This window comes from Streptomyces antibioticus (assembly GCF_002019855.1).
GTDB classification, from domain to species: Bacteria; Actinomycetota; Actinomycetes; order Streptomycetales; family Streptomycetaceae; genus Streptomyces; species Streptomyces antibioticus_B.
This window is the reverse complement of the sequence record NZ_CM007717.1, coordinates 6,806,595-6,833,095: the sequence shown is the minus strand read 5'-3', so window position 1 is coordinate 6,833,095 and position 26,501 is coordinate 6,806,595. Positions and strand designations below refer to the sequence as shown.

18 protein-coding genes are annotated in these 26,501 nt (G+C 72.7%); 4 read left to right on the top strand and 14 right to left on the bottom strand.

Translation table 11 applies throughout. The features are described 5' to 3' along the window. Positions 1-55: 55 nt before the first annotated feature. Genes AFM16_RS30930 through pcaDC form a run of 3 tightly spaced genes read right to left on the bottom strand, consistent with a single transcriptional unit; the run spans position 56 to position 2,842 of the window. Positions 56-835, bottom strand: a complete 780-nt coding sequence (locus tag AFM16_RS30930) for an exodeoxyribonuclease III (RefSeq protein ID WP_030798191.1) — start codon at positions 833-835, stop codon at positions 56-58. Positions 836-865: 30 nt separating this feature from the next. After that, positions 866-1,501, bottom strand: coding sequence for an MBL fold metallo-hydrolase (locus tag AFM16_RS30925; protein ID WP_078637143.1), 636 nt, complete (start codon positions 1,499-1,501; stop codon positions 866-868). 45 nt (positions 1,502-1,546) lie between these two features. Further along, the gene (pcaDC, locus tag AFM16_RS30920) at positions 1,547-2,842 is read right to left on the bottom strand and encodes a bifunctional 3-oxoadipate enol-lactonase/4-carboxymuconolactone decarboxylase PcaDC (RefSeq protein ID WP_030798187.1); all 1,296 of its coding nucleotides are present in this window, start codon (positions 2,840-2,842) and stop codon (positions 1,547-1,549) included. 847 nt (positions 2,843-3,689) lie between these two features. On the opposite strand from pcaDC, the gene bglS reads away from it, so the two are divergent. Next, a complete protein-coding gene (gene bglS, locus AFM16_RS30915; protein ID WP_030798185.1) occupies positions 3,690-4,481 on the top strand; it encodes a beta-glucanase in 792 nt (263 codons plus the stop codon). Between the two features lie 291 nt (positions 4,482-4,772). Beyond that, a complete protein-coding gene (locus tag AFM16_RS30910; RefSeq protein WP_030798173.1) occupies positions 4,773-6,497 on the top strand; it encodes a sensor histidine kinase in 1,725 nt (574 codons plus the stop codon). Positions 6,498-6,538: 41 nt separating this feature from the next. Here AFM16_RS30910 and narI read toward each other — a convergent pair whose 3' ends face one another. The 6 genes from narI to AFM16_RS30880 form a co-directional block, all read right to left on the bottom strand. Then, positions 6,539-7,306, bottom strand: coding sequence for a respiratory nitrate reductase subunit gamma (narI, locus tag AFM16_RS30905; protein WP_078635685.1), 768 nt, complete (start codon positions 7,304-7,306; stop codon positions 6,539-6,541). Then, a complete protein-coding gene (gene narJ, locus AFM16_RS30900) occupies positions 7,303-7,989 on the bottom strand; it encodes a nitrate reductase molybdenum cofactor assembly chaperone (RefSeq protein ID WP_037877287.1) in 687 nt (228 codons plus the stop codon). Before narJ ends, narI begins: the two co-directional genes overlap by 4 nt. Further along, on the bottom strand, positions 7,986-9,671 hold the full coding sequence (gene narH / locus AFM16_RS30895; protein WP_030798167.1) for a nitrate reductase subunit beta: 1,686 nt from the start codon (positions 9,669-9,671) through the stop codon (positions 7,986-7,988). The genes narJ and narH overlap by 4 nt, the downstream gene beginning before the upstream one ends. A 1-nt stretch (position 9,672) precedes the next feature. After that, a complete protein-coding gene (locus tag AFM16_RS30890) occupies positions 9,673-13,419 on the bottom strand; it encodes a nitrate reductase subunit alpha (protein ID WP_030798165.1) in 3,747 nt (1,248 codons plus the stop codon). Between the two features lie 214 nt (positions 13,420-13,633). Beyond that, a complete protein-coding gene (locus AFM16_RS30885; RefSeq protein WP_078635683.1) occupies positions 13,634-14,110 on the bottom strand; it encodes a hemerythrin domain-containing protein in 477 nt (158 codons plus the stop codon). A 35-nt stretch (positions 14,111-14,145) separates the two neighbouring features. Then, the gene (locus AFM16_RS30880; protein ID WP_078635681.1) at positions 14,146-15,429 is read right to left on the bottom strand and encodes an MFS transporter; all 1,284 of its coding nucleotides are present in this window, start codon (positions 15,427-15,429) and stop codon (positions 14,146-14,148) included. Between the two features lie 267 nt (positions 15,430-15,696). On the opposite strand from AFM16_RS30880, the gene AFM16_RS30875 reads away from it, so the two are divergent. Continuing rightward, on the top strand, positions 15,697-16,119 hold the full coding sequence (locus AFM16_RS30875; RefSeq protein ID WP_030798158.1) for a pyridoxamine 5'-phosphate oxidase family protein: 423 nt from the start codon (positions 15,697-15,699) through the stop codon (positions 16,117-16,119). A 30-nt stretch (positions 16,120-16,149) separates the two neighbouring features. Here the strand turns inward: AFM16_RS30875 and AFM16_RS30870 are convergent, their stop codons facing one another. From AFM16_RS30870 to AFM16_RS30850, 5 genes are all read right to left on the bottom strand, one after another. Further along, entirely contained in the window at positions 16,150-17,127 is a 978-nt protein-coding gene (locus AFM16_RS30870) for an Acg family FMN-binding oxidoreductase (protein WP_078635679.1), read from the bottom strand. Between the two features lie 322 nt (positions 17,128-17,449). Next, the gene (locus AFM16_RS30865; RefSeq protein ID WP_030792268.1) at positions 17,450-17,896 is read right to left on the bottom strand and encodes a hypothetical protein; all 447 of its coding nucleotides are present in this window, start codon (positions 17,894-17,896) and stop codon (positions 17,450-17,452) included. After that, complete coding sequence (locus AFM16_RS40510; RefSeq protein ID WP_078635677.1) at positions 17,896-20,538, bottom strand: multicopper oxidase domain-containing protein; 2,643 nt, start codon at positions 20,536-20,538, stop codon at positions 17,896-17,898. Before AFM16_RS40510 ends, AFM16_RS30865 begins: the two co-directional genes overlap by 1 nt. After that, positions 20,519-21,802, bottom strand: coding sequence for a TIGR04053 family radical SAM/SPASM domain-containing protein (locus AFM16_RS30855; protein ID WP_078635675.1), 1,284 nt, complete (start codon positions 21,800-21,802; stop codon positions 20,519-20,521). Before AFM16_RS30855 ends, AFM16_RS40510 begins: the two co-directional genes overlap by 20 nt. Positions 21,803-22,090: 288 nt before the next feature. Next, positions 22,091-22,594 (bottom strand): hypothetical protein, encoded by a 504-nt coding sequence (locus AFM16_RS30850; protein ID WP_051780758.1) that lies wholly within the window; start codon positions 22,592-22,594, stop codon positions 22,091-22,093. A 203-nt stretch (positions 22,595-22,797) separates the two neighbouring features. Between AFM16_RS30850 and AFM16_RS30845 the strand changes: the two genes are divergently transcribed. Further along, the gene (locus AFM16_RS30845) at positions 22,798-26,499 is read left to right on the top strand and encodes a nitrate reductase subunit alpha (protein ID WP_078635673.1); all 3,702 of its coding nucleotides are present in this window, start codon (positions 22,798-22,800) and stop codon (positions 26,497-26,499) included. Positions 26,500-26,501: the final 2 nt, after the last annotated feature.

Below are 26,501 nucleotides of genomic sequence, written 5' to 3'. Positions count from 1 at the left end.
CCCGCCGCCCCTAGCCTCGCCGGCCGAGGCCGTCGGTCTCTCCCTGCTGTGCGGGCTACACGTCGAGATCGACCACGACCGGTGCGTGGTCCGAGGCGCCCTTGCCCTTGCGCTCCTCGCGGTCGACGTAGGCGTCCTTGACGGCCTGGGCGAACGGCGCGTTCCCGTACACCAGGTCGATGCGCATGCCGCGGTTCTTGGGGAACGCGAGCTGGCGGTAGTCCCAGTACGTGAACGGGTGGTCGTACTTCAGGGGGCGCGGCACCACGTCCGACAGGCCGGCCTCGCGCAGGGACGCCAGGGCGGCCCGCTCGGCCGGGGTGACATGGGTGAGGCCCTCGAAGGCCGCGACGTCGAACACGTCGTCGTCGGTCGGCGCCACGTTGTAGTCGCCGAGGACCGCGAAGGGGCGGCTGCCCGCCGCGTCCCCGGCGACGGCCGCCTTGAGGGCCTCGAACCACTGGAGCTTGTACGCGTAGTGCGCGTGGTCCACCTCGCGGCCGTTGGGCACGTAGACCGACCAGACGCGGACCGGGCCGCAGGTCGCGGAGATCGCGCGCGGTTCCACGACGCCGTCGTAGCCCGGGTCGCCGGGCAGGCCCTTGACCACGTCGTCGAGACCGGCGCGGGAGATCACCGCCACGCCGTTCCACCGGCCGGTGGCGTGGACCGCCGCCTCGTAGCCCCGCTCGCGCAGCGCGTCGAACGGGAACTGGGCCTCCGCGAGCTTGGCCTCCTGGAGGCAGAGCACGTCCGTGCCGCTGCTCTCCAGCCAGGCCAGCAGCCTCGGCAGACGGGCGGTGATCGAGTTCACGTTCCAGGTCGCGATGCGCATGCCTGACAACCTACCCGGCGCCACCGACACTCACAGGGCCGTGCTCTCCCCCGGCGCCAGCCGCAGATGCCGGGCGCCGCCGAGCGCGCCGATCTGGTTGTCGTAGATCGGGCGGGCCAGGTCGGTCAGAAGGGCGTCGTGGACGTCGTAGGCGCGCTGGGGCTTGACCTCGCGGACGTAGTCGATGACCTCCGAGATCTTGCTCCAGGGGGCCATGACCGGGAGCATCAGCGTCTCCACGGCGTGGTCGGGGACGGTCAGGGCGTCGCCGGGGTGGAAGACGCGGCCGCCGTCGACGAGGTAGCCGACGTTGGTGATGCGCGGGATGTCCGGGTGGATGACCGCGTGCAGCTCGCCGTGGACCTGCACGTCGAAGCCGGCCGCGGTGAAGGTGTCGCCGTGGCCGACGGTGTGGACGCGGCCGGGGAAGGCGGCCGAGATCCGGTCGGCGACCGAGCGCAGCGTCCAGATCTCGGCGTCGGGACGGGCCTCCATGGCGGCGCGCAGCCGCTCCTCGCTGAAGTGGTCGGGGTGCTCGTGCGTGACCAGGACGACGTCCGCGCCGACCGCGGCGTCCGCCTCGCTGAAGGCGCCGGGGTCGATGACCAGCGTGCGCCCGTCCTTCTCCAGCCGGACGCACGCGTGCGTCTTCTTCGTGAGCTTCATGGTCGTCATGGGTCCATCCTGCCGCCGGCGGCCCGCGGCGGGCGCTCACTCCTGCGGCGTGGTCTCCTCGCGGATGATCCGCTGCGCGACCCGGAAGGCGCTGCCGGCCGCCGGGACACCGCAGTACACGGCCGTCTGGAGCAGCACCTCCTTGATCTCGTCCGGGGTGAGCCCGTTGCGCAGGGCGGCGCGGGTGTGGACGGCCAGCTCCTCCAGGTGGCCGCCGGCGACCAGCGCGCCCAGCGTGACGCAGGAGCGGGAGCGCCGGTCGAGGCCGGGGCGGTCCCAGATCTCGCCCCAGGCGTAGCGGGTGGCGAACTCCTGGAAGTCGCCGGAGAAGTCGTCGGCCTGGGACAGCGCCCGGTCCACATGGGCGTCCCCGAGGACCTCGCGGCGCACCTTCAGCCCGGTGTCGTACGGGTCGGGGCGGCCCGCGGCCTGCGGCGGTTCGACCAGCGGGGCGGGCGCGATCTCCGCGACGGGCACCGGCTGCGGGGGCGCGCTCAGCACCGCCCGGACGGGGATGCCCGGGACGACGGTCCGCCCGGCGTCGGGCGCCGGCTGCCAGGCGGTGGAGAAGTGGCGCACCAGCAGGTCGGTGACGGCGGCCGGCTGCTCCACCGGGACCAGATGGGAGGCGCCCGGTACGACGGCCAGCCGGGCGTCGGGGATGCCCGCGACCAGGGTGCGCGCCTCGGCGGGCCCGGTGACCTGGTCGTCCGATCCGGCCAGGACCAGCGTCGGGACGCCGATCAGACCCAGCTCCGACCGGACGTCGAACGCGGCGAGCGCCTCGCAGGCCGCGATGTAGCAACCGGGATCGGTGGTACGCACCATCTGCACGGCCCACTCGGTGATCGCGGGCTGCGCGGCCGCGAAGCCCGCCGTGAACCAGCGGTCGGGCGAGGTACGGGCGATCGGGTCCAGTCCGTTGGTCCGCACGACCACCCCGCGCTGACGGAACTCGTCGGGCGTGCCGAACCGCGGCGAGGCGGCGATCAGCGCGAGCGAGGCGACCCGCTCGGGGTGCCGCAGCGCGAGCTGGACCCCGACCGCCCCGCCGAGCGCACAGCCCGCGTATCCGAACCGCTCCACCCCGAGCCCGTCGAGCGTAGCGAGCAGCCGGTCGGCGAGATCCCCGACGGAGACCGCCGGGTGCGCGGGGGCACCGCCGTGCCCGGGCAGGTCGTAGCGGAACACCCGCCACTGCTGCACCAGTTCGGGGATCTGACGATCCCACATGTGCCAGGTGGTACCCAGTGAGGGACCGAGGATCAGGACCGGGGCGTCTTCCGGGCCGTCAAAGCGGTATTGCAGGGTGTTCATCGGTGTCTCACTCACCCGCCTGAGCCTCTCATCTGTCACGAGATGTCACATCGCCGGGGTGAACGTAGCGGGCCTCGCCTCGCTCCGACACCGCCGGACCGCCGACGGGAGCCCAGGTATTCGTTCTCCTGCATGTACGCGTGGCCTCCAGGCGGGTTCGAAGGCTTGACCGTAGCCGCAGGCTCCCGGTTACAGCCACTGGCTAGAACAAGCGATCGGATCCCGAATCCACGTCGCCCCGATCCTGCCGGCCATACGGCTGGCAAGTCTGCTCTTCCGACAGTCCGCGGGGCTCAGCCCCACCCCTCCGCCGAGGTCCGGAACTGGTACCGCTTCCAGTGGCCGAGGGATGCCCCCCGATCGCCATCCCGCTTCACCCCTCCTACGTGAACTGCAGATTTCGAGCTTCTTGCATCTGCGTAAGTACCGAGTCTTGTAGGGCAGTTGGCGTGGTGTTAATTTGAATTTGGGAGCGATCCCACCCCCACCTTCCGCTCCTGTCACGGTGCACCACCACACCCTGCACCGCGTTGTCCCTCCCGTCGGATTCCTCCCCGCACCTTCGTGCCGCGCGGCCGGGGAAGCGGCATCCGACATCAGTTCCGTGTGTGTCACGCCGCACCTTGCCGCCGCACCGACACCTCCCTTCGTCGGCTGCGCACCTGCCGTGCCCTGAGCACGGCAAGCGTCCCTGTCCGCGCATCCGTGCCGTGCGAGGACGCCGAGCCTGCCCCCACCCGGCTTCATCGGCACAAGCCTCGGGCCGCGCCCCCTCACCACGTGACGACGTTGCGTCCGCACCGTCGGTGGCTGACGCGCGCCCCGATGCCGCATGCCGCATTCACTCCACGAGGAGGCCGATATGCGTTCCCCCGCAACCACACCCCGTCGCCGTTTCAAGGCCCGCCGCTGGCTGATCCCCCCGCTCGCCGCGCTCGTCCTGGCGCTCAACCCGCTGCTCAGCCCCACCGCCGACGCGGCCATCGGCGGCAGCTTCGTCGACAATCTCGACTCCTTCGACACCGGCCGCTGGCACAAGGCGGACAACTGGACCAACGGCAGCATGTTCAACGTCGGCTGGCGCGCGGACCACACCTGGTTCAGCGGCGGCGTCATGGGCATCAACCTCGACAACGCCACCTGCCCGAGCGGCTGCTCGGGCAAGCCCTACGCATCCGGCGAGTACCGCTCCAACGACCTGTTCACGTACGGGCGTTTCGAGGCGCGGCTCCAGGCGGTCAAGCGTCCCGGCACGGTGACCGGCTTCTTCACCTACACCGGGCCGAGCGACGGGCAGCCCTGGGACGAGATCGACGTCGAGATCCTCGGCAAGAACACCACCCAGATGCAGACCAACTACTTCACCAACGGAGTCGGCGGGCACGAGACCGTCATCAACCTCGGCTTCGACGCCTCCGCCGGCTTCCACGACTACGCCATCGAGTGGTGGAACCAGGGGACCATCAACTGGTTCGTCGACGGCAAGCTGGTCCACCAGGAGAACGGCTCCCGCGGCGCGCTCCCCACCCACCCGATGCGCATCATGACCAACCTCTGGCCGGGCATCGGCGTCGACAGCTGGCTCGACCCCTTCGTCTACCCCGGCACCACCCTCACCGCCCGCTTCGACCGGCTGAAGTACACCAAGTACTGATCCGATCCGATCACACGGACGGTCCGATCGCACGGGCCGGGGTCGGCGCACGGCTCTCCGCCGCCGTGCGCCGACCCCCGGCATCTGCGATCAACCGTCCGCCAGGCGGATGTCCCGAACCTCATCTCCCACTCCGCAGCCCGCCGCGCGCCGCGACTGTCACCATCCTGACTTACGTCACGACCTGTGCCCCCGGCCGACGATCGGCGGGACGTGCCCTTCGGTCGGGGGCGCCTAGGCCATAGGATCTTTGTGGAGGTGCCGGCGGCACTTTTTCCGGAGGGAGCGGGAATGGCGGAGAGTCCTGCGCAGGGGCGGAAGGGCGGTCCGGCGGCACCCCAGTTGCGGCTGGACGAGCTGCTGGAGGGGCTTCAGGCGCAGATCGCGCAGGTCCGTGCGACGCGGGACCGGGTGCACACGCTGCTGGACGCGGTCCTCGCCATCGGCTCCGACCTGGATCTCGACGTGGTCCTGCGGCGGATCACCGAGTCGGCCGTGACCTTGGTGGACGCCCAGTACGGGGCGCTCGGCGTGCTCGGTGACGAGGGGAAGATCCGGCAGTTCATCACCGTCGGCATGGACGAGGAGACCGTCCATGGCATCGACCACTACCCGGAGGGGCAGGGCATCCTCGGGCTGCTGATCCGCAAGCCGGAGCCGCTGCGGCTGCCGGAGCTGGGCCGCCATCCCGACTCGGTGGGCTTTCCCGCGGGGCATCCGCCGATGACCACCTTCCTGGGGGCGCCGGTGCGGGTGCGCGACCAGGTGTTCGGCAATCTGTATCTGACGGACAAGCGTGACGGCGCGGAGTTCGACGACGACGACGAGGCGGTGCTGCGCACGCTGGCGGCCGCGGCCGGTGTCGCGATCGACAACGCCCGCCTGTACGAGGACGCCCGGCGCCGGGAGAAGTGGCTGGCGGCCAGCAGCGAACTGACCCGCAGCCTGCTGTCGGGCGCCGACCCGGACCGGGTCCTGCACCAGGTCGCCGCGACCGTCAGATCGCTGTCCGGCGCCGCCCTGGTGACGCTCGCGGTGCCGTTCGAGGGCGGCGACGAACTGGTGATCGAGGCGGCCGACGGCGAGGGCGCCGAGCAGGTGCACGGACTGGTCCTGCCCGCCCCCACACTGGCCGCGAAGGTCTTCACCTCCAATCAGCAGATCACCAGCGCCGCGCTGTCCGACGAACCGCAGGGCGGCGGCGGCTCCGCCGCGCAGATCGCGCTGGGGCCGGGGTTCCTGCTCCCGCTCGGCAGCGCCGAACATGTGCGCGGGGTCCTCCAGGTCGCCAATCTGCCCGGCGGCGACGCGTTCACCGACGCCACCATGGCCATGATCACCGGCTTCGCCGACCAGGCGGCCCTCGCCCTGGAGATCGCCGAGCACCGGCGCGAGGCGGACCATCTGATGGTGCTGACGGACCGCGACCGCATCGCCCGTGACCTGCACGACCTGGCCATCCAGCGGCTGTTCGCCTCCGGGCTGACCCTGAACTCCGTCCTCGGCCGGGTCTCCGACCGTCCGCAGGTCGCCGAGCGGGTGCAGCGGGTCGTCGAGGACCTCGACGACACCATCAAGACCATCCGGGGCACCATCTACGCCCTGCACGAACGCGACCGCACCGACGGGCGCGGCGGGCTGCGCGCGAAGGTGCTCGCCGAGACCGACCGGGCCGCGGCCGCGCTCGGTTTCACCCCGGCCCTGCGCATGACCGGCCTGCTGGACACCGCGGTACCGCCCGGTCACGCCGAACATCTGCTGGCGGTGCTGCGCGAGGCCCTCTCCAACGCCGCCCGGCACGCCCACGCGACCGGCGTCGAGGTCACCGTCGAGACCGACGGCAGCCGGCTCCGGCTGCGCGTCGCGGACAACGGCACCGGTATCGACCCGGCCGTCACCCGGCGCAGCGGCCTGGACAACCTGCGTCGGCGCGCCACCGAGCTGGACGGCAGTCTCACCCTGACGTCGAACGAACCGACGGGCACGGTGGTGGAGTGGTCCGTGCCGCTGTCCTGACCTGACCTGATCCCTGCCCCGGCACAGCCTCCCGCCCCGCCTCAGCCGACGCGTTCCCAGCCGCGGCGCGGCGGGCGGGTGCCGAGGCGGGTGTCGCGGCTGCGGTAGACGATGTAGGGGCGGGTGAGATAGCCCAGCGGCGCGGTGAGCATGTGCACGAGCCGGGTGAAGGGCCAGGCCGCGAAGAGCAGCAGCGCGCTGATCGCGTGCAGTTGGAACAGCACCGGTGCGCCCGCCATCAGGTCCGGGTCCGGCTGGAAGTAGAAGATCGACCGGAACCAGGGGGAGATCGTCTCCCGGTAGTCGTATCCCCCGCCGACCAGGTTCGCGGCCACCGTGGCGGACAGGCCGAGCACGATGGTCACCGTCAGCGAGACGTACATCGCCTTGTCGTTGCGGGTGGTGGCGGAGAAGACCGGGCCGACGGTGCGGCGACGGTAGATCAGGACGGCCAGGCCGCCGAGCGTGGCGACGCCCGCGATCGTGCCGAGGACGACCGCCGTGACGTGGTACGTGTGCTCGCTGATCCCGGCCGCCTCGGTCCAGCTCTTGGGGATGACGAGGCCGCCGATGTGGCCGAGGATCACGACGAGGATGCCGAAGTGGAACAGCGGGCTGCCGATGCGCAGCAGCCGCCGTTCGTAGAGCTGCGAGGAGCGGGTGGTCCAGCCGAACTTGTCGTAGCGGTAGCGCCAGACGTGCCCGAGCACGAACACGGCCAGGGCGAGGTACGGCAGGACGACCCACAGCAGGATGCCGCCGGTGCCGGCCTCGGCCGCCAGGGTGAGGGGCTGCGCGGGCGCGGTCATCGGGGACCTCCTACGACGGGGTCGGGCAGGAACACGGGCGACGAGGAGGGCGGCGAGGACGGCGACGCGTACGGGTCCAGGCCGACCTGTTCCTCGGGCGGGCCCTGCGCGGCGAGCCGTAGGACGGCCTCGCGGTCGTCGCCCGCGAGGCCGGGCAGGGTGGCCGACACGGAGTCCAGGACGTGGGCCCAGGGCGAGTCGTCGTCGGTCAGGGCCAGGCGCAGCAGTTCCAGACCGGCCCGGTGCTCGGTGAGCAGCCGGGCCCCGGTGTCGGGGGCGCCGGCGGCGAACTCCAGGACGACGGCGAGATGGTCGGGCAGTTCGTCGTCGCCGAGCCGCCAGCCGGCCGCGGTGTACGTCTGCTTCAGCCGCAGCAGGGCGGTGCCGCGCTGCCGGGTGTCGCCGTGCGCGTAGTAGGTCAGGTAGGGGCAGCAGCGCTTGCGGTGGTCGAAGGTGGCGACGTACGCCGCGCCCAGGTCGGCGACGGAGGTCCGGCCGGCGTGCGCGGTGAAGCGGAGCAGGGGGCCGGCGACGGATTCCGGCAGAGTGGCGGCGACCCGGCCGGCCAGGTCCAGGTGCCGGGCGAACCCTTCGTCGGGGTAGGCGAGCAGCAGGGACTGGACCTGCCAGGCGTGGGGGTGCCAGGGGCGGAGGCGGAGGGTGCGGGCGCTCTTCCACTTCATGACTTCGGCTCGCCTTCCCCTTCGCCCTCGCCGGACGGCCGGCCCGGGAACAGGCCGGGTGGGGAGCCCTTGCCGTCCCAGTTGAGGAGGTTGACGCGGGTGGCCCTGCCGGTGGGGGTGGTGTGGGTGTCGGCGGTCTGCCGGTCGCGCAGGACGTGGAAGTTCTCGACGGCGATGGGAGCGGCGCCGCCCGAGGTCTCGCCGAAGGGTCCGGAGCCGCCCATGCCGGGGCCGCCCTCGTAGTCCAGGCTGCACTCGGTGGCGAGTTCCTCCAGGCGGTGGGCCTGTTCGGCGTGGGCGGGCGGGATGACGTACCGCTCGTCGTACTTGGCCAGGGCCAGCAGCCGGTACATGTCGTACATCTGCTCCTCGCCCATGCCGACCGCCTTGCAGATGGTGCCGTCGGGTTCGCGGCCGAGGTTGATGTCGCGCATGTAGGAGCGCATGGCGGCCAGGCGGCGCAGGACGGCGTCCACCGGGGCCGGATCGCCGGCCGTGAACAGTTGGGCGAGGTAGTCGACGGGGATGCGCAGGGCGTCGACGGCGGCGAACAGGGTGCGGTGGTCCTCGGCGTCCCGGCCGGTGTCGCGGACGGCGTCGACCACCGGGGAGAGCGGCGGGATGTACCAGACCATGGGCAGGGTGCGGTACTCCGGGTGCAGCGGGAGGGCGACCTTGTAGGTGTTGATCAGGGCGTGGACCGGGGACCGCTGGGCCGCCTCGATCCAGTCCCGGGGGATGCCCGCCCGCTCCGCCGCGGCGACCACCTCGGGGTCGTCCGGGTCGAGGAAGACCTGCCGCTGGGCCTCGTACAGGCCGGTGTCGTCCGGGGTGGTGGCGGCCTCCAGGACGCGGTCGGCGTCGTAGAGGACGAGGCCGATGTAGCGCAGCCGGCCGACGCAGGTCTCGGAGCAGACGGTGGGCAGGCCGACCTCTACGCGCGGGAAGCAGAAGGTGCACTTCTCGGCCTTGCCGGTGCGGTGGTTGAAGTAGACCTTCTTGTACGGGCATCCGGTCACGCACATCCGCCAGCCGCGGCAGCGGTCCTGGTCGACCAGGACGATGCCGTCCTCCTCGCGCTTGTAGATCGCGCCGGAGGGGCAGGAGGCCGCGCAGGACGGGTTGAGGCAGTGCTCGCAGATCCTCGGCAGATAGAACATGAAGGTCTGCTCGAACTCGAAGGTGATCCGCTCGGAGACCTCGTTGAGGACGACGTCCTTCTCACGGGTCGCGGCCGAGCCGCCGAGGTCGTCGTCCCAGTTCGCCGACCAGGCGATCTTCATGTCCTTGCCGGTGATCAGGGACTTGGGGCGGGCGACCGGGGTGTGGTCCTGGAGCGGCGCGTTCGTCAGGGTCTCGTAGTCGTAGGTCCAGGGCTCGTAGTAGTCGTCGAGCGAGGGCAGCACCGGGTTGGAGAAGATCGTGATGAGCTTCTTGAACCGGCCGCCGGCCTTCAGCGCGAGGTTGCCGCGCTTGTTCAGCTCCCAGCCGCCCTTCCAGGTGTTCTGGTCCTCGTAGCGGCGGGGGTAGCCCTGTCCGGGCCGGGTCTCGACGTTGTTGAACCACACGTACTCGACGCCGGTGCGGTTGGTCCACGCCTGTTTGCAGGTGACCGAACAGGTGTGGCAGCCGATGCACTTGTCGAGGTTCATCACCATCGCCATCTGGGCCATGACGCGCATCTCAGTACTCCACCTCCTGGGAGGAACGGCGGCGGATCACGGTGACTTCGTCGCGCTGATTGCCGGTCGGGCCCAGGTAGTTGAAGGCATAGGTCAACTGGGCGTAGCCGCCGATGAGATGGGTCGGTTTGATCAGCAGCCGGGTCAGGGAGTTGTGGATGCCACCGCGACGGCCCGTGGTCTCGGTGCGGGGCACGTCGATCAGCCGGTCCTGGGCGTGGTGCATGTAGACGGTGCCCTCGGGCATACGGTGCGAGACGATCGCGCGGGCGGCGACGACGCCGTTGCGGTTGACCGCCTCGATCCAGTCGTTGTCCCGGACGCCGACCTTGGCCGCGTCCTCGGTGCTCATCCAGATGGTGGGTCCGCCCCGGGACAGCGAGAGCATGAACAGGTTGTCCTGGTACTCGGAGTGGATCGACCACTTGTTGTGCGGGGTGAGGTAGCGCACGGTCAAGCCGAGTTCGCCGGTGTCGCCGATCCGGGGTTCACCGAACAGGGCGTGCATGTTCAACGGTGGTCGGTAGACGGGGAGTTGTTCGCCGAGGGCGGCCATCCAGTCGTGGTCGAGATAGAAGTGCTGGCGTCCGGTGAGGGTGTGCCAGGGCTTGAGGCGTTCGACGTTGACGGTGAACGGCGAGTAGCGGCGCCCGCCGGTCTCCGATCCGGACCACTCCGGGGAGGTGATGACCGGCACGGGTGCGGCCTGGGTGTCGGCGAACGTGATCTGCCTGCCCTCGTGTTCGGCGGCGAGGTCGGCCAGCGGGGTGCCGGTGCGGGCCTCCAGGGTGTGGAAACCCTGGGTGGCCAGATGGCCGTTGGTGGTGCCCGACAGGGCCAGGATCGCCTCGCAGGCGTGCACGTCACGGGCGATGGAGGGGCGTCCGTCGGCCGCTCCGCCGCGTGCGAGGCCGTTCTTGTGGCGCAGGTACTCCAGTTCGCGTTCCAGCTTGAAGGTGACGCCCTTGGTGGTGGCGCCCAGGCTGTCGAGCAGCGGGCCGAGCGCGCCCATCTTGTCGGCGACGGCGCCGAAGTCGCGCTCCACCGTGATCAGTTTGGGCATGGTGCGGCCGGGCTCGGGCTCGCACTCCCCGGCCTTCCAGTCGCGCACCCGGCCCCGGGGGTTGGCCAGTTCGTCGGGGGTGTCGTGCAGCAGCGGGGCGGCCACCACGTCCTTGCGGACGCCCAGGTGTCCGGCGGCCTGACGGCTGAACTCCCGGGCGATGGTGTGGAAGGCGTCCCAGTCGGTGCGGGTCTGCCAGGGCGGGGCGATGGCCGGGTTGAAGGCGTGCACGAAGGGGTGCATGTCCGTGCTGGACAGGTCGTGCTTCTCGTACCAGGTGGCGGCGGGCAGGACGACGTCGGAGAAGACGGTCGTGCTGGTCATCCGGAAGTCCATGGTCAGCAGCAGGTCGAGCTTGCCCTCGGGGGCCTCCTCCCGCCACACCACGTCCCGGGGGCGGGCGTCCGGCGGTGCCTCGGCGGCGCGGACGGAGGAGTCGGTGCCGAGGAGGTGTTTGAGGAAGTACTCGTTGCCCTTGGCGGAGGAGCCGAGCAGATTGGCCCGCCACACCGTCAGCACGCGCGGGAAGTTGGCCGGGGCGTCGGGGTCCTCGCCCGCGAACCCCAGCCGCCCGGCCTTGAGTTCGGCCACCACGTGCTCACCGGCCGGGCGTCCCGCCGCCTCGGCCTCGTCGGCCAGGTCGAGGGGGTTGCGGTCGAAGGTCGGGTAGGACGGCATCCAGCCCATCCGCGCCGACTGGGCGATCACGTCCGCCGTGGTCCGGCCGGCGAACGGGCCGCCGCCGGCCGCGGACAGGGTGTCGGCGGAGAACGGGTCGTAGCGGAACTGATCGCTGTGCAGATACCAGTAGGCGGTCTGGATCATCAGCCGGGCCGGGCGGTTCCAGTCGGCGGCGGTCGCGATCGCCGAGTAGCCGGTGATCGGGCGCACCTTCTCCTGGCCCACGTAGTGCGCCCAGCCGCCGCCGTTGACGCCCTGGCAGCCGGTCAGCGTGGTCAGGGTCAGGAACGCCCGGTAGATGGTGTCGGAGTGGAACCAGTGGTTGGTGCCCGCCCCCATGACGATCATCGAACGGCCGCCGGACTCCTCCGCGTTGGCCGCGAACTCCCGGGCGATCCGGGCGGCCTTGGCGGCCTCCACACCGGTGACGGCGGCCTGCCAGGCGGGGGTGTACGGCTCGTCGGCGTCGTCGTACCCGGTGGGCCAGCGGCCGGGCAGGCCCGCGCGGGCCACGCCGTACTGGGCGAGCAGCAGGTCGTAGACGGTGGTGACCAGCCGACCGGCGACCCGGCGGACGGGGACACCGCGCCGCAGCCGGCCGGCGCTGCCGTCGGGGGCGTCGAAGCGGGCCAGTTCGACGGCGACCGGGGGCTCCTCGCCGCCCTCGGCGGTCAGCAGGGGCCGGGTGTCGCCGAGGTCGAGGTTCCAGCGGCCGGCGCCGGTGTCGCCGTAGCGGTCGCCGAGGGTGCCGTTCGGTACCACCGGCCGCCCGTCGGCCGCGTCGAGCAGCACGGTGCGGAACTCGGCGTGCTCGGCCCGCGCGGCCTCGCCGCCCAGGTCGGCGGCGGTCAGGAACTTGCCCGGCCGGTAGGTGCCGCCGCCCGGCTCATCCCCGGCCTCGCCCCCGGTCTCGGTCTCGGCCTCGGCCTCGTCGAGAGTGACCAGGAAGGGCAGGTCCGTGTACGTCCTGACGTAGTCGGTGAAGTACGGGGTGGCCCGGTCGACGAAGAACTCCTTGAGGATCACGTGCCCCATGGCCATCGCCAGCGCCCCGTCGGTGCCGGGCCGGGCGGCGAGCCACTCGTCCGCGAACTTCACGTTGTCCGCGTAGTCCGGGGAGACCGCCACCACCTTCTGCCCCCGGTAGCGGGCCTCCGCCATCCAGTGCGCGTCCGGGGTGCGGGTCACCGGCAGATTGGAGCCCCACATGATCAGATAGCCGGCGTCCCACCAGTCCCCCGACTCCGGTACGTCGGTCTGGTCGCCGAAGACCTGCGGCGAGGCAACCGGCAGATCGGCGTACCAGTCGTAGAACGACAGCATCACGCCGCCGAGCAGCGAGTAGAAGCGGGCGCCGGCGGCGTGCGACACCATCGACATCGCCGGGATCGGCGAGAAGCCGGCGAGCCGGTCGGGGCCGTACTCCTTGATCGTGTGGACGTGCGCGGCGGCGACCATCTCCACCGCCTCGTCCCAACTCGCCCGCACCAGACCGCCCTTGCCGCGCGCCTGTTTGTAGCGGCGGGCCCGCTCGGGGTCGGAGACGACGTCCGCCCAGGCGGCCACCGGATCGCCCAGGCGGGCCTTCGCCTCGCGGTACATCGACAGCAGCACACCGCGCACGTACGGGTAGCGCACCCGGGTGGGCGAGTAGGTGTACCAGGAGAAGGCGGCGCCGCGCGGGCAGCCGCGCGGCTCGTACTCGGGGCGGTCGGGGCCGACGGAGGGGTAGTCGGTCTGCTGGGCCTCCCAGGTGATGATGCCGTCCTTGACGTACACCTTCCAGGAGCAGGAGCCGGTGCAGTTCACGCCGTGCGTGGAGCGGACCACCTTGTCGTGCGACCAGCGGTCCCGGTAGAAGGCGTCCGCCTGGCGGCCGCCCTTCTTGTGCAGGGTCCGCAGGTCGTCGGAGACCTCGGCCCGGGTGAAGAACCGGCGGCTGCGCACCAGCGCCTCGGTCAGCCCGTCGTCCATGCCCGCAGCCTGTGCCTGGCTGGTATCCATGCCCACCGTGCCACTCCGTTCCGGGCGCGCGGGCCCGTACGAGTCGTGATCAAGTCCGGCCGCGAACGACTCTACGACCGCCGTCCCCGGGAAGGTCAACGGTCGTACCACGATCAGCAGAACACGGTGCGCGGGCGCCCGCCCGGCCGGACGGGCCGGCCGGGTGGGCCCGGCGGGTCTCCGCGGCGCCGTGACCGGCGGCGGAGGTACGGCGTCAGGGAGCCGTCCGGGACAAGGGGCTGCCCGCCGTGGCGCGGACCTTCTCGACCGCCTCCCAGTCCTCGGTGCCGAGGACGGCGAGCGCGGCCGGGAAGACGCCGTCCTGCTCCTTGAGGATGTGGTCGCGCAGCAGCGCCATGGTCGCGAGGAGCCGGTGCGGCCAGTCCGGGTCCGCCGGGGTGACGCCGTCCGCGGCCTCGGCGAGCACCGCCTCGACGCGCCGGTGTTCGGCCTCCAGGGCGGCGATCTGCTCGGGGAACTCCTCGGCCATCACCGGGAACAGGCCGTGCTCCTCGACCTGTGTGTGCGGGCCGAGCACGGCGGCGATCCGCCGGGCGACCCGGGCCATCCCGGCCACGTCACCGGCGCGGTGGGCGGGGCCGAGGTGGCTGATCAGGCGGACGACCTCGTCGTGCTCGCGGGTCAGCTCGTCGATGGACGCCAGGGACTGGCAGCCGCAGTACTCGCACATCGGGGGTCCCCTCCTTCGGCAGGTGGCCGGGGTGCTCAGACGGTGGTGTGCGCGGTGCCGGTGCGCTGTCCCCGGCCGGGTCCTGACGCCCGGTCCTCGCCCTCGACGGCGGCGCGGACCCGGGTGAGGGTGAAGACCAGCGCGGCGGCGGCCACGACCGCGAGCAGGGCGAGACCGACCGCGTACGACTCGTACGCGCCGTACAGGGAGCCCATCACCAGCGGCGGGAGGAAGCCGCCGAGGCCGCCCGCGGCGCCGACCACACCGGTCACCGAGCCGACCTTGCTGGCCGGGGTCAGCAGGGCCACCAGGGCGAAGGTCGCCCCGCTGCCCGCGCCCAGCGCGGCGGCCATGGCCAGGAAGGCGAGGGTGCCGGCCGGGGCGAGCGCCGGGGTGAAGGACTGCGCCACCGCACCGGCCACCACCACGGCGAGCGAGCCGGACAGCACCCGGACCGGGCCCAGCCGGTCCGACAGCCAGCCGCCCATCGGGCGCATCGCCACCGCCAGGAGCACGAACCCGGCCATGCGGTTCGCGGCGTCGGCCTGGGTGAGCCCGTAGCCGGTCTTGAGGTAGGTGGGCAGGTAGACGGAGAAGGCGACATAGCCGCCGAACGCGACCGCGTACAGCGCGGACGCCTGCCAGGTGATGCTCAGGCGGGCGGTGGCGGCCAGCCGCCGGGCCAGGGGCTCGGTCGGGACGGTCCGGCCGGGCGCGTCCCGCAGCAGCAGGGCGGCGGCCACCGCGTACACGGCGAGCAGGACGGCGGTGAGCACGAACGGGGTGGCCATGCTGCCCGCGTCGACCAGCTTCACGGTGGTCAGGGCGCTGATCGCGGTGCCGCCCATGCCGGCGCCGAAGACGCCGATCGCCATGCCGCGCCGCTCCGGCGGGAACCAGGCGTTCACGAAGGGCACGCCGACGGCGAACGCGGTGCCGCCGACCCCGAGGAAGAACCCGCCGGCCAGCAGGGCGGCGAGCGAGGAGTGCCCGGCCAGACCGAGGTAGAGCACCGGGACGATGGTGACCGCCGTGACGATCGGGAACATGATCCGGCCGCCGAACCGGTCGGTCAGCGCCCCGACCGGGATCCGGCCCAGGGAGCCGACCACGACCGGCACCGCGACCAGCAGCGACTGCTCGAACGACGACAGGTCGAGGCTGTCCTTGAAGCGCGGGCCGAGCGGGCTCAGCAGCGCCCAGGCCCAGAAGTTGACGGCGAAACCGATCGTGGCCAGGGCCAGCATCAGCCAGGCCCGGCCGGGCACCGGGGCGCCCGACGGTGAGCTGCCGCTCTTCGACTTCGACGGCTGGACCATGGTGTCCGTCCTTTTCTCGGCTGCCTCGGCTGCCTCTGCGCGGTGGTACGACGCCCGACGGCATCGTGTACTCACTGTCCGCATCCGGACGTGCGGGCGGCATGGGCCATGAGTCCCTGCCGGGGGACGGACGGGCCCCCTCCGACGACCCCGTGCGTCCCTCCCCCACCATCGTCTCCCCGGGGCGCCCCGGCCGCTCCGCGCACGCCACCGGGGTAGGGCCGGTCGGCCCTACCCCGGGCCGCGCCCACCAGGGACGATGGGACGATGTTCCCGACAGACGGCTTTCGCGCACTCGACCGGCAGGAGTGCCTGCGCATGCTGGCCAAGGTGCCGGTCGGCCGCGTGGTGTACACCCGGCAGGCCCTGCCGGCGGTGCTGCCCATCAACTTCTCGCTGGACACGGACGCCTCCGTGCTGCTGTGCACCTCGCCGGGCTCGGACCTCGTACGCGCCATCGACGGTGTCGTGGTCGCCTTCGAGGCGGACGAGTTCAACGCGGCGACCCGGTCCGGGTGGAGTGTCGTCGTCACCGGGCGGGCGGGCGTGGTCACGGACCGGGCCGAGCACGAACGGCTGACGCAGACCGGGCCCACCTCCTGGATGCCGCTGCGGGACGTGGTGTTCGTGCGGATCGAGTCCGAGATGGTCACGGGGCGCGAACTCAACGGCGGGCTGAGCACGCCCTGAGCCGAGCGCGCCCTGCGGTGTGACGGCGGCTCACGGCGCCTCGTCCGCCGTCGCGCGGGGGGTGCGGGCGCCGTCCGGGCCGTAGCCGAAGCGGATCAGCAACTGGGGGTGGCAGCGCCGCCTCGATCCGGCCATCGCCTGCCGCAGGTCCGGCCATTCCATGGCCTGGTGCAGCATCGAGGTCCGTACGCCGTGCGCGGTCGCCGTGAGCAGCACGCGCTCCAGCGCCTGTCCCGCGCGCAGCCAGTCCTCCCGCCGGTCGTGGTTCGTCCACAGCAGCGCGAGCTGGACGTGGCGTTCGAAGCGCAGGGTGGGGAGCTGGGGTGCGGGCGGCGCGCCGGTGAAGTCGCGCACCGGGACCCGTCCGGAGGCGTCCCGCGGGCCCAGGGCCGTCAGGGGGACGCCGTAGGGGGCGGCCGTGCCGGGGGCGGTGAGCCAGGTGCGCACCTCGGCCGTACGGGCCGGGTGGACGGCGTTGCGGGACTCGGCGGCCGCCGTCAGACGCAGCAGACGGCGGGTCGTGACGATGTCGGGGACGTCGAGATGGGCGCCCTCGGCGCGGGCCGCGCCGGTCATCTCCATCACGACCGGGTCCGGCACGGTACGGCCCGTGAACGGCATCCGGCTGGTGCGGCGCCGCTCGATCGCCCCGTACAGCTCGCGCGGATCGCGCAGGGCCGAGGGTCCGGCGACGGGCCCGGTGAGCTGCACGGTGGCCAGCAGGTCGGGATCGTCCTCGGCGGGCCGCAGCCGGACGAGGGGCTCCCAGCCGAGGTGCTCGGCGGCGACCCGCAGGTTGAAGACGGCGGCCCCCACCGACAGGTACTGGGCGCGGGCCTGCGGATCGGTCATCGGCAGCGGCCGCCGCCGGTCGACGCGGACCAGGATCGACCTGCTGTCCGGGTCCAGGCCGAACCGCCAGGGCTGCGTGTTGTGGATCGACGGCGCGGCCACCGCGGCGGCCAGCAGGGTCTGAACCGCCGGGGCGTCGACTTCACGGCTCTGCATGACGGCTCCTTCACCGATGTCCCTCCGTTCCGTCAACTCTGCGCCGCGCGCGCCGTCCGGAGGAGGGTTGACCGGCCCCGGAGAGGGGCCATCCGGCCTCAGTTCGAGGGGAGGGAGGTCCTGGGGCCGGTCTCCTGGCCGCGCGGGCCGGGGGGTCGCACGGGCGGGAGGCCGGGAGGCCGGGGGCCGGGAGGCCGGGGGCCGGGAGGCCGGGAGGCCGGGAGGCCGGGGGCCGGGAGGCCGGGGGCCGGGAGGCCGGGGGCCGGGAGGCCGGGAGGCCGGGGGCCCCGGGCGGGCGCCGGGCGGGCCCCGGGCGCACAAGTCACGTCGTCGGCAGGGCCGTTGCCAGCAGGACGATGCCGAGGGAGCCCATCAGGGAGACGACGGCCAGGGCGCGGGCCAGGTCGGGGCGGTTCCTGGCGTGGGCGACGCCATGGGCGGCCGCGGCGAGCATGACCAGGACGAAGAGGGCGAGTTTGGTCGCGAGGGTGCGGCCGTAGCCGGGTTCGGCCAGGGACGCCCAGGTGACGCCCCGGTGCCAGGCCATGGCCCAGCCCGTGGCGAGCTGCACGGGCAGGAACACCGCGCCGGTCAGCATCCCGAACCGGCGGCCGGCCGCCGCGGTGAAGGCGTCCTTGGCCTCCGGGGCGAGCAGACGGCGGGCCAGCGGCAGGACGACCAGGGTGAGCGCCAGTTGGCCGCCCACCCACAGCGCCGCCCCGGCCACATGCGCGAAGCGCACCACGGACCACCAGCCGACGGTGTCCATCAGTCCGTCACCTCCACCGTGCCGTGCGCTCCCGCCTCGGCGTGCCGCATGTCGTGGTCGACGAACGCGTAGTGGCCGGCCTCGGGGAACGTCGTCTCGACGAACCCGCCCTGCGCCGCGGCCAGGTCCAGCACCTGCGAGCCGCCCGCCGCATCCGGTTGCAGCAGGTAGGCGCCCTCCTTGTACACGGTGTCGAAGACGGTGCCGACGATGTGGAAGGCGATCCCGTCGGAGGGCCCGGCGGCGACGACCCAGAAGCGGGCCCGTTCACCGGCCCTCACCTTCAGGGGCCGTTGGGCGTACTGGCCGGCCACGCCGTTGAACACCCAGGCGTCGGGGGTGTTCCGGCGCATCCTCGCCACCTGGGCCGTGCTGCCGGGCGTGCCGAGATAGAGCTGCGAGGAGACCAGGACGTAGGTGTGGTCGGCCTTCGCCAGGCCGGGCGGGTCGATGACGACGGCGCCGTACATGCCGTTGCCGAGGTGCTGGAGCATCGGTGCGGTGGAGCAGTGGTAGAGCCAGGCCCCGGCGCGCTCGGCGCGGAACCGGTAGACCAGGCGCTCGCCGGGCCGGAGGGTGCGCATGGGCCGGTCGGGGGCGAGGGAGCCGGCGTGGAAGTCGATGCCGTGGCCCATCGCCGCGTCGTCGTTGACGAGAGTGACCTCGAAGACGTCGCCGACGCGGCCGTGCAGGGTGGGGCCCGGTGCGGTGCCGCCGAAGGTCCACATCCGCTGCCGTACCCCCGGGGCGACCTCGACCGTGCGCTGTACGGCGCGCAGTTCGACCTTGTGGACCGTGCCGCCGGGGACGGGGGCCAGGGCTGCGTCGCGGGCCCGGAAGCCGGTGGAGAAGTCGGCGGAGAGGTCCGGGCCGCGGCCGTCCTCGTCCGCGGTGGCGGCCGTGGTGTGGCCCGCGTGTCCGCCGCCGGTCGTGCCGTCCTTCACGACGATGTCCATGGTCATCCCGGCGGCCCGGTGGCCCGGCAGGGTGCACCACGCCTCGCGGTCGGCGGTGACCGGGCCGAGGTCGAGCACGCGGGTGTCGTTCCTGCCGAGCATCGGGGTGGCGGGGCCGTCCTCGATCTTGAGGTCGTGGCGCTGGGTGTCGGTGTTGGTGACCTTCAGCCGGAGCGCGGTGCCCGCGGCGACCTCGATCCGGGCGGGCCGGATGCGCATGCCGGCGAGGGTGACGGCGACCGTGCGGGTGGTTCCGGCGCCGGGGCCGGCCGTTCCCGCGGCGTTCGTCGTGCCGCCGGTGCCGCCACCGGTGTCGCCGCCGCTGTTGGCCACGAGCACGGCCAGCACGATGACGACGGCGCCCGCGGCCGTGCCCCAGAGGGGGGAACGCCGTGCCGCCGCTGCGGCCTGTTCACCCGCGTCCCGGAGAAGGCCCCGTCCGCTGCGGAGCAGGACGCGCACGACCAGCGCGAGGAAGGCGGCCGCACCCGCCCCGGCGGACACCGCGCCGACGGTTCCGGCCGGGGCGGGCAGCGGGAGGGCGAGCAGGGCGACGCCGAGGTTGAGGAGGACGAGGCGGGGCACCCAGGCCCGTTCGAGCACGGCCCGCAGGGCGGCCCGCTCCTTGGGGCCGGTGGCGAGCACGATGGGCAGCAGATAGGTGAGGGCCCCGATCAGCACCTGCGCGACCAGCCCGACGAGCAGGACGGGGAGCAGCGCCCCGGTGTCCCGCAGTGCGTCGAGCGGTCGTACGGCCAGGAGGACCAGGTCCGCGACCACGCCGGCCAGCGTCCAGCCCAGGGCGGCGGCCAGTGTCCAGGCGGCGGCCGCCGAGATCGCGGGCCGTCGGCGGACCGTCCGGGCGAGGAGTCGGGCGGCGAGGGCGACACCGGCCGCGTATCCGGCGACACCGGCCACGGCGCCGGGGCGCCACCCGGCGGCGAGCCCGGCCACGGCGATCAGCAGGCCGCCCCCGGTCAGGATCAGCACCCGGCGCGCCAGGACGGTGGTGCGCTCGGCCATCCGGACGCCGAGCACGGTGGGCCAGAGCATGAACAGGGTGCCCAGCACGGGCAGTCCGATCCAGCCGAGGAGGGTGGCGTGCACATGGGCCAGCTTCAGTCCGGCGTAGTGCTGCGGGCCGCCCCTGCCGGTGGCGAGCAGCCAGCCCAGCACCGCGCCGACGATCAGCGCCGCCGCGGCGGCCCGGTAGTAGTCGGCGATCGGGGCGAGCCGTCCGCCCAGCGCGCCCCGGCCCAGGCGGACGAGGACGACGAGGTGCGCGGTGATCGCGGCGATCAGCAGGGCGGACCCGGCACCGAGCAGGAGCGGCCGGTCGGCCCACATCCCGGTGAGGACGCCCACGGCGCCGAGATTGACGGCGGCCAGCCGGGTGTTGCTCCAGCGCCGGTCCGGCAGCCGGGCGTGCAGCATGGCGACGGCGAAGTGCTCGCTCCACACCACGACGGCGGTGGTGGCGGCGCCGACCAGGAACAGATGGACGGCCAGCCAGCGGCCCGCGGGCAGGGTCTGCTGAACGCTCGCCGCCAGCAGCGCGAGCACCACCCAGGCCGCGACCAGACCGTGGGCGGCCAAGTGACGGCGGCGCGGGCCGGACGCCTTGAACCTGCTGGGCGGACGGTCGCCCTCATGAACTGATGTACCGTCAACTTCCTTGTCGTGCACGGCTTTCCTCCAGCAGCGCGGCCAGTTCCCGGCGGCGGGGGAAGGAGCCGGGGACGTATCCGCACCACGGTTCCTCGGCGTACGGGTCGCCGGTGACGCCGTACGCGCGGGAGCGGGAGCCGCCGCAGACCCGGCGGAACTCGCACGCGCCGCACCGGCCGCCCAGCCGGTCGGCGTCCCGCAGCCCGTTGAACAGCTCCGAGGCGCGGTAGATCTCGGTCAGCGGTGTCTCGCGGACGCTTCCGGCGCCGAGCGGCAGGAAGCCGCTGGGGTGCACGGTGCCGGTGTGCGAGACGAAGACGAAGCCGCGGCCCGCGTTGACGTCCAGCGGCGGGCGCCGCACCCTCCGCACTTGGCGCGCCTCAGAGTTCAGCCCCAACTCGGCCGCCCGCTCGGACAGTTCGCGGTACAGCGGGCCGAGTCCGAGGACCGTCGCATGGTCGTCGCCGGTGGCGGCGAGGACATGGCGTTGCAGGGCGACGCGGCGGAAGTGGTGGGCCTCGGTGGTCTTGGCGGGCACGGTCAGGCCCACGTCGTGCACGAAGTTGAGGACGTCCTCCACCTCGCCCGGGGTGAGGGCGCCGAGTCCGCGGCCGCGGCCGGTGGGCACCAGGAAGAAGGCGCTCCACAGCATCGCCCCGTGGTCGGCGACCAGGCGCACGATGTCGGGGAGGTCGTGCAGGTTGTGCCGGGTCACCGTGGTGTTGATCTGCACCTTCATGCCGAGTGCGCGGGCCGCGTCCCAGGCGTCCAGGGTCCAGCGGAACACCCCTGGCACGCCGCGGAAGGTGTCGTGGATCGCGGCGGTGGAGCCGTCCAGGCTCAGGGAGAGTCCGACGGCGCCCGCCGTGTGCAGTTCCCGCAGGCGCCGCGCGGTGAGGGTCGGGGTGCCGGACGGGGAGACCGCGACCCGGACGCCGATCTCCTTGCCGTACGCGACGAGTTCGGTCAGGTCGGGGCGCTGGAACGGGTCGCCGCCGGTGATCACGAACAGCGGTGCGGGGTGCCCGAAGGCGGCCACCTGGCGCAGCAGGTCGCGGGCGGCGGCGGTGTCCAACTCGCGCGGGTCGCGGTCGGGGACGGCCTCGGCGCGGCAGTGCAGACAGGCCAGTGGGCAGGCGCGGGTGGACTCCCAGATGACGATGAACGGCCGTTCGCCGGAGTCGTGCCGCTGACGGCGGACGGCGTGACCGTGTGCGGCGGGCGGGCCAGCGGCGTGAGCGTGTGCGGCGGGTGGGCCCTCGGCCCGGGCGGGCGTGCTCATCGTGTCGCCCTGCCCAGGGCCCTGACGCTATGTCCGGCCGCCCTGGAGTCAGGGCAGACGAGGCGGGCGGCCGGACGGTGGCCGGGCCGGACCGTGCGCGGCACCCACCGCGAACGGCAGCGGTGGAATCGGCCTCGACGGCGGTCGACGTGGTCGTGCACGGGATACCTCCGGATCGGTCGCCGTCAGCTTCCACCGGCGGCGGTGCCCGGCGCGGCGGCCGATGGTCTCCTCCGGCAGGGCCGATGGTCCCTTTTCGGTCAGGGACGGTTCGGGGCGTTCGGGGGGTCAGGGACGGTTCGGGGAGGGGGCGGTGAGGGCGTCCGCGGTGGCCACCAGGGCGACGCCGAGCCCGGTCAGCGCGGCGCCGAGGCCGGTGACCAGGGTCGTGAGGTGCCATGCCTGGTAGGCGGACATCAGCGAGCCGCGCAGGGACTGGGCCATGAACGCGGTCTGGCGGAGCTTGGCGAGCTTCTCGTCGTCGCCGCCGGAGGCGTGCAGCTCCTCGGTGATCTCGGCGTAGGTGCGACCGCCGGTGGCGAGGGCGAGGTTGCCCTTGATGAACTCGGCGTAGGCGTGCGCCTCGGGGCCGGTCTCCACGCGGCGGCCGGCGTGGGCGGCGAGATCGGCGGGCAGCCCCTGGCGGGGGAAGGTGATCTTCTGGGCGGCGAGTTCGGCGCGGATCTCCTTCCGGCCGCTGCGGCCGCGCAGCACCATCACCGGTCCGGCGACGCCCAGGGCCGTGCCGACCGCCCCGAGCAGGGTGGCGGCGCGGCGGTGCGATGCGTCCATGACGTGTGCCTTTCTATGCTCATGCGTCGGCGAGGTCGAGGGCTCAGCATGCAACGGGCGGCGCGGCCGGTACCCGGCCGACCGGGTCCCTCCACCGGGACCATTGGTCCCTGCCGCGGCCGGCCGGATGGGGCCGGAAGGTCGGGCGGCAGGGACCGCCGGCCCCGGGTGCGGTCGGGGGTCGCGCCCCTAGCGTTCCGGCCATGGAGAACGATCAGAACGCCCGCCGACCGAGGCCGCGCACCGGTACGGACTGGCCGCTGACCGCCCGCCGGCTGCTGACGCGGGGCGAGGTGTCGGCCGACGGACGCGCCGTGTTCGGCACGGGCGACCCGAAGTGGGAGGGCTTCTACCGGGACCGGTGGGCGCACGACAAGGTGGTGCGTTCCACGCACGGCGTGAACTGCACCGGCTCCTGCTCGTGGATGGTGTACGTCAAGGACGGCATCATCACCTGGGAGCACCAGGCGACGGACTATCCGTCGATCGGCGCGGACTGCCCCGAGTACGAGCCGCGCGGCTGCCCGCGCGGTGCGTCGTTCTCCTGGTACACGTACTCGCCGAGCCGGGTCCGCTACCCGTATGTGCGGGGCGCGCTGCTGAAGCTGTGGCGCGAGGCCCGCAAGCGGCTGGGCGATCCGGTGGCGGCCTGGGCGGAGATCACCTCCGACCCGGCGAAGGCGCGCGCGTACAAGCGGGCCCGCGGCAAGGGCGGGCTGGTGCGGGCCGACTGGGACGAGGTCGCCGAGCTGGTCGCGGCGGCGCAGGTGCACACGGTCAAGGAGTACGGCCCGGACCGCGTCGCGGGCTTCTCGCCGATCCCGGCGATGTCGATGGCGTCCTTCGCGGCCGGGGCCCGGTTCCATTCGCTGATCGGCGGGACCCTGCTGTCGTTCTACGACTGGTACGCGGATCTGCCGGTCGCCTCGCCGCAGGTCTTCGGCGACCAGACCGACGTCCCGGAGGCGGCGGACTGGTGGAACGCGGGCTATCTGATCATGTGGGGTTCCAACATCCCCGTCACCCGCACCCCGGACGCCCACTTCCTGACCGAGACCCGTTACAACGGCACCAAGGTGGTGGCGGTCAGCCCCGACTACGCCGACAACGTCAAGCACGCCGACGAGTGGGTCTCACCGCACCCGGGCACGGACGGGGCGCTGGCGATGGCCATGGGGCATGTGATCCTGCGCGAGTTCCTCGTCGACCGTGAAGTCCCCTACTTCCAGGACTACTTGCGCAAGTTCACCGACGCGCCGTTCCTGGTGGCCCTGCGGGAGCACGCCGGGGGCGCGCTGGTCCCGGGCGGGTTCCTGACCGCCGCCGATCTCGGACGGGACACCGAGCACGCCGAGTCCAAGACGGTGCTGCTCGACTCGGCCACCGGTGAGCCGGTGGTCCCGAACGGCTCGCTCGGCTTCCGGTGGGGGGAGGCCGAGCCGGGCCGCTGGAACCTCGATCTGGACGGCATCACACCGGAGTTGAGCCTGCTCGAACGGGCCGAGGACACGGTGACCGTGGCGCTGCCCCGCTTCGACGAGGGCGGCACGGAGGGCGGCTCGGTGATGGTCCGGGGCGTGCCGGTCCGCGAGGTCGGCGGGCGCCTGGTGACCACGGTGTTCGATCTGATGCTGGCGCAGTACGGCGTGAAGCGGCCCGGGCTGCCGGGCAGTTGGCCGTCGTCGTACGAGGACGCGTCCGAGCCGTACACCCCGGCCTGGCAGGAGACGATCACCTCGGTGCCGGCCGCGCAGGCGGCCCGGATCGCCCGGGAGTTCGCCCGCAACGCCGAGCGCACCAAAGGCCGTTCGATGATCGCGCTGGGCGCGGGCACCAACCACTGGTTCCACTCGGACACCATCTACCGGGCGTTCCTGGCGCTGGTGACGATGACCGGCTGCCAGGGCGTGAACGGCGGCGGCTGGGCGCACTACGTGGGGCAGGAGAAGGTCCGTCCGGTGACCGGGCAGCAGCATCTGTCGTTCGCGTTCGACTGGCAGCGGCCGACCCGGCACATGGCGGGCACCTCCTACTGGTATCTGAACTCCGACCAGTGGCGCTACGAGGCGTTCGGGCCGGACGAGTTGGCCTCGCCGCTGGGTGAGGGCCGGTTCGCGGGCAAGGGGTTCGCGGACTGTCTGGCGCAGGCCGTGCGGCTCGGCTGGACGCCCGGCCATCCCGGCTTCGACCGCAACCCGCTCGATCTGACGGACGAGGCGGCGCGCGCGGGCCGCCCGGTCGCCGAGCACATCGTGGACGAACTGACGTCGGGCCGGCTGCGGTTCGCCGTCGAGGATCCCGACAACCCGGCCAACTTCCCGCGCGTGCTGACCGTGTGGCGGGCCAACCTGCTGGGCTCGTCGGGCAAGGGAAACGAGTACTTCCTGCGCCATCTGCTGGGCGCCGACGCGGCCGTGCGCTCCGAGGAGACCCCGCCCGAGCAGCGGCCCCAGGACGTGGTGTGGCGGGACGAGGCGCCCGAGGGCAAGCTCGACCTGCTGGTCTGCATGGACTTCCGGATGACGTCGACCGGCCTGCTCGCCGACGTCGTCCTGCCGGCGGCCACCTGGTACGAGAAGGACGACCTGTCGAGCACGGACATGCACCCCTTCGTGCACGCCTTCACCCCGGCCATCGCCCCGCCCTGGCAGGCCCGTACCGACTACGACACCTTCCTCACGATCGCCGACCGGTTCAGCGAGCTGGCCGCGGAGCACCTGGGCACGCGGACCGACGTCCTGGCGGTGCCGCTGCTGCACGACACCCCCGACGAACTCGCCCAGCCGGGCGGTGTGGTGCGGGACTGGAAGGCCGGCGAGTGCGCGCCGGTGCCGGGGCGGACCATGCCGAAGCTGGTCGTCGTCGAACGGGACTACGCGGCGATCGGGCAGAAGATGCGGGCCGTCGGTCCGCTCCTCGACACCCTGGGCACCACGACCAAGGGCATCACCGTCCACCCGGACCGGGAGATCGAGGAACTGCGGCACCGCAACGGCACCGTCCGGGACGGGATCGCCGCCGGACGGCCGTCGCTGGCGACCGCCTCCGACATGTGCGAGGCGATCCTCGCCCTGTCCGGCACCACCAACGGCCGGCTGGCCACCGAGGGCTTCCGCGAGATGGAACGGCGGACCGGCAGCGAGGGGCTCGTCGCACTGGCCGCCGAACGGGAGGCCGAGCGGATCACCTTCGCCGACACCCGCACCCAGCCCCGCTCGGTGATCACGTCCTACGAGTGGTCGGGCAGCGAGACCGGCGGCCGCCGCTACTCGCCGTTCGTCATCAACACCGAGCACCTCAAGCCCTGGCACACCCTCACCGGCCGCCAGCACTTCTTCGTCCAGCACGACTGGATGACCGAACTCGGCGAGCAACTCCCCGTCTACCGGCCGCCGTTGAACACGCCCCGGCACTACGGCGACGAGCACCTGCACGAGGGGGACCGCGCGGAGGTCACCGTGCGCTATCTGACCCCGCACTCCAAGTGGTCCATCCACTCCAACTACCAGGACAACAAGTACATGCTCGACCTGTCCCGCGGCGGCCCCACGGTCTGGATGTCCACCGCCGACGCCGAGAAGATCGGCGTCAAGGACAACGAGTGGATCGAGGCGTACAACCGCAACGGCGTCGTCGCCGCCCGGGCCGTGGTCACCCACCGGATGCCGGAGGGCACCGTGTACATGTACCACGCCCAGGACCGCACCGTGAACGTGCCGAAGACCGAGGTCGGCGGGAAGCGCGGCGGTATCCACAACTCCCTGACCAGGCTCCTGCTCAAGCCCACCCATCTCGCGGGCGGCTACGCGCAGTTCACCTACGCCTTCAACTACTACGGCCCCACCGGCAACCAGCGCGACGAGGTCACCGTGATCCGCCGCCGCGCGCAGAACGTCGAGTACTGAGG